The sequence below is a fragment of the Actinoallomurus liliacearum genome (genome assembly GCF_039542035.1).
Lineage (GTDB): Bacteria > Actinomycetota > Actinomycetes > Streptosporangiales > Streptosporangiaceae > Actinoallomurus > Actinoallomurus liliacearum.
In genome coordinates this window covers 45426-51771 of the sequence record NZ_BAABHJ010000034.1, presented here as the reverse complement: position 1 = coordinate 51771, position 6346 = coordinate 45426, and the positions used below count along the sequence as shown (strand labels likewise).

General features: G+C 71.6%; 7 protein-coding genes. 3 read left to right on the top strand and 4 right to left on the bottom strand.

Annotation, left to right across the window (positions count from 1 at the left end; all coding sequences use genetic code 11):
* The first annotated feature begins 709 nt into the window (after positions 1–709).
* A complete protein-coding gene (locus ABD978_RS36620) occupies positions 710–1369 on the top strand; it encodes an LppP/LprE family lipoprotein (RefSeq protein WP_345364934.1) in 660 nt (219 codons plus the stop codon).
* Positions 1370–1394: 25 nt separating this feature from the next.
* On the opposite strand, the gene ABD978_RS36615 is transcribed toward ABD978_RS36620, so the two are convergent.
* From ABD978_RS36615 to ABD978_RS36605, 3 genes are all read right to left on the bottom strand, one after another.
* On the bottom strand, positions 1395–2258 hold the full coding sequence (locus ABD978_RS36615) for a hypothetical protein (RefSeq protein ID WP_345364932.1): 864 nt from the start codon (positions 2256–2258) through the stop codon (positions 1395–1397).
* Between the two features lie 97 nt (positions 2259–2355).
* A complete protein-coding gene (locus ABD978_RS36610; RefSeq protein ID WP_345364930.1) occupies positions 2356–2571 on the bottom strand; it encodes a 4-oxalocrotonate tautomerase family protein in 216 nt (71 codons plus the stop codon).
* 73 nt (positions 2572–2644) lie between these two features.
* Entirely contained in the window at positions 2645–3418 is a 774-nt protein-coding gene (locus ABD978_RS36605) for an SDR family oxidoreductase (protein ID WP_345364928.1), read from the bottom strand.
* Between the two features lie 149 nt (positions 3419–3567).
* On the opposite strand from ABD978_RS36605, the gene ABD978_RS36600 reads away from it, so the two are divergent.
* On the top strand, positions 3568–4440 hold the full coding sequence (locus tag ABD978_RS36600) for an MmyB family transcriptional regulator (protein ID WP_345364926.1): 873 nt from the start codon (positions 3568–3570) through the stop codon (positions 4438–4440).
* A 23-nt stretch (positions 4441–4463) separates the two neighbouring features.
* Here ABD978_RS36600 and ABD978_RS36595 read toward each other — a convergent pair whose 3' ends face one another.
* Positions 4464–5027 carry a TetR/AcrR family transcriptional regulator gene (locus ABD978_RS36595; protein ID WP_345364924.1) on the bottom strand — a complete coding sequence of 188 codons (564 nt, stop codon included), beginning with the start codon at positions 5025–5027 and terminating at the stop codon, positions 4464–4466.
* A 90-nt stretch (positions 5028–5117) separates the two neighbouring features.
* Between ABD978_RS36595 and ABD978_RS36590 the strand changes: the two genes are divergently transcribed.
* Positions 5118–6308, top strand: coding sequence for an MFS transporter (locus tag ABD978_RS36590; protein ID WP_345364922.1), 1191 nt, complete (start codon positions 5118–5120; stop codon positions 6306–6308).
* The last annotated feature ends 38 nt before the right edge of the window (positions 6309–6346 follow it).

Sequence of the window (6346 nt, the reverse complement as noted above, 5' to 3'; positions counted from 1 at the left end):
GAAGACAGTCGCCAAACCTTGAAGAGAAAAACAATCCCGGCAAGAGTTATTCTTGCCAAAGAAATCCAAACCAACCATGACCAACCGAAGTCGACCACGATCAGCGAGGACCATAAAGGCACTGGCTTTTAGCACACTGTTGAGTTCTCAAGAAACGGACACACACCGTCGGGATTCTGTTTCCAGTTTCCCGTTCGGGGCTGTTGTCTCTAGCTTACCGATTTGTTTTCCTTTGTCGAATTGACCGACTCGGGATCACTTCTCGGCGCCGCCCAACATTTAACCACCGAAATCGAGGACTTCGGTAATCATCTGCTGGGAGGCTCCCGGCGACCGCGCCGCCTTTCGGCGTCACGTACTCGACCGGGTCGACGCCCTACTCTACCCCGTGCCAGAGATGCCTCTGTCACGAGCTTTCGTGGGGTGTCTTCCTGGGGGCCGACTGCCTTTCGGCGTCTCCTCCGCAGGCAACGAGGACTCTACGTGGCCGCGCTAGCAAGGTCAAATCACGCCACCGGACCGCAAGAACCCGCAGGTCAGACTTGCTTCTGGCTACCCCACTGGTCCAGAGGCGAGATCTCGGACACCGAAACGACTTCAAGATCCGCCATTCCGAACGGTCAGCGGCGGCTCCTGCCGATCCCATCCGCACGAATTACGATCTCGATTGCCGCAGCAGGACGATCGGATGTCGGAGAAGGACGTTGCCGTGATCGACAAGAACGCCTCCCTCGTACGATCCCGGGCGACGGCGGTCGTCCTCCTGGCCGTCGTCACCGCGGCCGGCTGCCGAACGGACAAGCCCGCCGCGCAGCCGTCGACGTCCTCGGCCCCGACCACGCCGGCCGCCGCCGCATCGAGTCCCGCGTCCTCGTCGCCGCCCCCGGAGGCCGGCACTCATTCGCCCACGTCGACGGGCGCCACCACCGCTCCCGCCGTCGGTGTCCCGGACCGTGCCGCCATCGAGCGCGTCCTGACCCGTACCGTCGAGGCGGCGGACCCGTCCACGCACTTCGTACGCGACCGCAAGCCGGTGACCACGTCGGACCGGCACGGCGGCACCCTCACCGCGGTGGTCGGTCAGCGGTACCCGACGGCGGACGGCAAGGGCCAGCTCGTCTTCTTCTGGCACGGCACGCGCTTCCTCGGCTGGGACGCCGTCACCGAGACCGACGCCGTACGGGGCCTCACCGGCGGTCCCGGCCACTTCCGGATCACCTACCTGCACTACGCGCCGCAGGACCCCGAGTGCTGCGCCTCCCTGCCGCCCGCCGCCGTCACGTACACCTGGCAGGACGACGGCCGCCTGGTCCCCTCGGGCACACGCCCCCAGCACGGCGCCGCGATCCGCGTGAAGCTCCTGCCGTAACCGCCGGGCGCTCGGCGACGAGCGGTCACGCGGCCGCGGCCGCGGTGCGGCGGAGAGCGCCGAGGTCACCGCGCATGACGTCGGTGTACGGGATGGTGAAGTCCCCGTTCGGCATGGCGCTGCCGAAGCGTGCGCCGATCACCCGGGACGGGAGGTACGGCGCGGCCGGCCCGTGCCGGTCGGGGAATCGTCCGTGTCCCGTACGGCCGTCGTCGGCGGTGTAGGTGACCGGGACGCCCCAGGAGGCCGGTGGGTTCTCGCGTCCGAGGATGACCCAGTGGTCGGTGGGGACGTGTGCGCTCAGGTCGGGGACGCCTCCGGTGTGGCAGTCCAGCGCCGGGAGGACGAACTGGCGGAGGCTGTGCGGCCGGTACCACATGAGCAGGGGATTGGCCGATCTCGCCTCGGTGTTGTCGAAGCAGCACACGATGATCGCGTGGCCGGGGTGGCGAGCGGCGTAGAAGTCGAACAGCGGCGGGTTGGGCCGGATCCGGCGGTGCTCGGGCACTTGCTCCAGCGCCTGCGGGATCAGAGTGGGGTCGGTGGCCAGCACCACGGTGTAGATGTCGTGGTCGAAGACCTGGACGGGCGGTGGTCCGCCGGCCGCCGCCACGCAGCCCTCCGGTATCGACACCCGACCGCGGGTCGGTGGCGCGAGGGCGTCGACCATGTCCCGCAGGACGCGCGGGCAGTGGCCGGTGTCGACGAAGTTCGCCGGCGTCATGCCGGTGGCGGGCACGTGCAGGAGCATCGCGTTCGGTCCGCTCGCCAGGTTGACCGCGGTGTTCTGATAGCCCAGCACGTGAACCCGGCCGTGCTCGGGATGCCGGGCCTGACCGCCGTACAGGATCGTGCCGGAGAACCGTGACGCCGCCGTCGACACGCACATCCGGCACCCTCCCCGAGGCTGAGATCACCTGGGACCGTACCGCCCGGCCCGGACGCGCGGGAGGCTCCGCGCGGACGGGCCGTGGCCGGTCCCGCGCTCAGTCTTCCGGCGTCTGCTGGAGTTGCGCCAGCGTCAGCACGTGGCCGCCGATGCCCCAGCCGCCGTCGGCGACCTCCTCGACCAGGACCATGGTGTTGGCCCGGGCGCGTTCGCCGTAGATCTCGGCGTACAGGTCGGTGGCGCGGGTGACGAGCTGCTTCTTCTGCTGCTCGTCGAGGGTGCCGGCGGGCACCTTGAAGTTCGCGAACGGCATGACTGTTTCCTTTCCTGCGGTGGGTGATCCGGCTGCCGGCGGCGGGCCGGACGCGGAGATGGGGCGCGGCCGGTCAGATGATGCCGCCGTTGGCCCGTACGACCTGGCCGTTGACCCAGTGGCCGGCCGGGGAGGCGAGGAAGGCGACGAGTTCGGCGACCTCGGCGGGGGTGCCGATCCGTTTCAGGGGGGCCTGGGCGGCCAGGCGGGCGATGGTCTTCTCGTCCTTGCCGTCGAGGAACATGTCGGTGGCCGTGGCGCCGGGGGCGACCGTGTTCACGGTGATGTTCCGGTCGCCCAGCTCGCGGGCGAGGACCAGTGTGAGGGCCTCGACGGCGCCCTTGCTCGCGACGTACGCCCCGTACGTGGGGAAGGCCAGCCCGACCTGGGACGTGGAGAACATGATGACCGCCCCGCCGGGGCGCACCGTACGCGCGGCCTGCCGGGCGACGACGAAGGTCCCGCGGATGTTCGTACGGTGCAGCGCGTCGAGTACGGCCAGGTCCAGGTCGGCGATCGGCGACAGGTCCATGCGCCCGGCGGCGTTGACGACGACGTCGACGCCGCCGTACTCGGACTCGGCGGTCCCGAACATCGCGGCGACGGCCTCTTCGTCGGCGACGTCGGCCTGGACGGCGACCGCCCGGCCCCCGGCCGCGACGACCTCCTTGACCGCGGCCTCGGCCAGGTCACGGTTGCCCGCGTACCCGACCACGACGGCGAACCCGTCGGCCGCCAACCGTACGACCGCCTCGCGGCCGATGCCCCGCGAGCCACCGGTGACGACGGCCACCCGCGTACGACCGGCGTCCGTCCCGGGCGCGGCACCGTCAGGTGAGTACGACATGTGGACTCCTCAGTGCGTGGAAGAGGGGACGCCGTGCTCCGGCGTCTCCACCACGATGAGGCGGCGCGCGGTCGTCAACCAGGGCTGCGCTCACCCAGGGGTCGACGACCCCTGGTTCCGGTTTCGGGGCACGGGTCAGAATGGAGGGCGTGAACCTCCCCGAACTCGCCGCGTTCCTGAAGTCCCGGCGCGCCCGAGTCCGGCCCTCCGACGTCGGTCTGCCCACCGGGCCTCGGCGCCGGGTGCCCGGCCTGCGGCGCGAGGAGGTCGCGCAGCTCGCCGGCCTGTCGGCGGACTACTACACCGAGATCGAACGCGGGAGCAACGCCCAGCCCTCGGCCCAGACCCTGGCCGCCCTCGCCCGCGCGCTCCGCCTGAACGACGACGAACGCGACCACCTGTTCCACCTCGCCGACCGCCGCATCCCGGCGGCGCACGGCCCGACCGCGCACGCCCAGCCCGCGCTCCTCGGCCTGCTGGACCGGCTCACCACGACTCCCGCCCAGGTCATCACCGACCTGCACGAGACCCTCGTCCAGAACGAACTGGCCGCCGCACTCGTCGGCCGGCACCCGAAGGTACGGGGCCCGGCGGCGAGCTTCGTCTACCGCTGGTTCACCGACCCCGCCACCCGCGGCGTCTATCCGCCCGACGACCACCCGTACCACTCCCGGAAGTTCGTCGCCGACCTCCAGGCCGTCGCCGCCCGCCGCGGCCGCGACCCCGAGGTGGCGAAGATGGTGGCCTCGCTCCGGCACCGCAGCGAGGAGTTCGCCGCGCTGTGGGACACCCACGACGTCGCCGTGCGCCGGACCGACCACAAGCGCATCGTCCACCCGACGCTCGGGGTCATCGAGCTCGACTGCCACAGCCTGCTCAGCGAGGACGGCCGCCAGCGCCTGCTGTGGTTCACCGCCCCGCCCGGCACCGAGGGCGCCGCCCAGCTCGAACTGCTCTCCGTCATCGGCACCCAGGACCTGACGGGGGACGTGTCCGTACGCTCCGCCGGCCACCGGGCGTGAGGGCGCGCTCGGGCGTACCCGGATCAGCGCGCTCGTTCTTCGTCCGCCGCGAGGACCGCCGCGGCGATGGCCTTGGCGCGGTGCGCGGGCTCCGCTGACCGTTCGCGGAGCGCGGTGACGATCGAGCCGTCCAGCAGCAGGACGAACTGCTGCGCCAGCTCCTCCGCTCGTTCGCCGTGGCCGGCGCCGGCGAGCAGCCGGGCGAAGTGGTCGGCCACCGCGCGCTTGTGCTCGACGGCCAAGAGCCGGATCTCCTCATCGGTGCCCGCCGTCTCGGCCATGGCGTTGATGAACGAGCAGCCGTGGAAGTCGCCCGACTCGTACCGTTCGGCCATCACGTCGAACACGTGCAGCGGGTGGCCGCCGCGCGCCGCGACCGCCTCCTCGAGCCCGCACCGCCAGACACGGTCCCGTTCGCTGAGCACGGCGGCGACCAGGTCGTCCTTCCCCGAGAAGTGCCGGTAGAAGGACGCACGCCCGACGCCGGAGACCGTCAGCAGCCGCTCGACGCCGACCGCGCGGATCCCCTCGGCGTAGAAGAGCTCTTCCGCGGCCTGCAGGAGGCGGTCCCGGGCTCGTGTCGGCATGCGCTCACGCTACTCGACCTTGACGCAAAACGGAACCGATCGGTACCGTCTCGAAAACGGAACCGATCGGTACCATTTGGAGGAGCACGCATGACGGTGACGTCCCAGACCGCGGCGGACAGCCGCCCGGACGGCGTGCCCGCGCGAACACTGGTCCTGTCCGCCGGCACCTTCGCCGTGGGGACCGACGCGTTCGTGGTCGCGGGCGTACTGCCCGAGATCGGACGCGACCTGCACGTCGGCGTGGACGCGGCCGGGCAGCTCGTGACCGTCTTCGCCATCGCCTACGCCGTCCTGTCACCCCTGGCCGCCACCGCGACCGGAACCTGGCCCCGGCGCCGCGTCCTGCTCCTCGCCCTCGCGCTGCTGACCGTCGGGAACGCGGCCACCGCACTGGTGCCGGACTACGGATGGGCGCTGGCCACCCGCGTTCTCGCGGCCGCGGGAGCGGCGATGTTCACCCCCACCGCGGGCGCCACCGCCGCGGCGCTCGTGGCTCCGGCGCACCGGGCCCGCGCCCTGTCGTACGTGACGGTCGGGCTGGTCGCCTCCACCGCGCTCGGCGTGCCGATCGGGACGCTGCTGGGGACGGTCATGTCGTGGCGGGGCACGATGTGGTTCGCCGCCGCGCTCGCGGCCGTCGCGGCGGTCTGCGTCGCCGTGCTCCTGCCCGCCGTTCCCGCGCCGCCCGCCGTGAGCCTGCGGCAGCGCCTGGCCCCGCTCGCCGACCGCCGCGTGACCCTCCTGCTGCTGACCACCGTGACGATGTTCCTCGGCATCTACCTGCTGCAGAACTACATCAGTGTGGTCTTCCACACCGCGACCGGCGACAGCGGCCGCACCCTGGCGCTGCTGCTGTTCGCCTCCGGCTGCGCCGGAACGGCCGGCAACCTCATCACCGGCGCCTGGGCCGACCGTTTCGGCGCACGCCGTGTGATCACCGGCGTCGCGGTGACCCTGGCCGCCGACCTGGCCCTGCTCCCGTTCCTCGGAACCACCCTGGCCGGCGCCATCGCGGTCGTCATCGTCTACGGCTTCACCGCCTGGGGCGTGATGGTGCCGCAGCAGCACCAGCTCATCGCGGTGGCGCCGTCCGCCGCCGCGCTCGTCGTGTCGTTGAACGCCTCGGCGATCTATCTCGCGGTCTCCCTGGCGGGCGCCATCGGCGGCCTGTGGCTCCGGTTCGCCGACGCCGCGTCCGTGGCCTGGCTCGCCGCCGCCTTCGTCGCCGCCGGGCTGGCCGTCTCAGAACTCGCCCACCGAGCCGCCCGACGCCGATAGCGCCGGGGCGAAGGCGCGCCCCGCCCTCCGAACGGGCC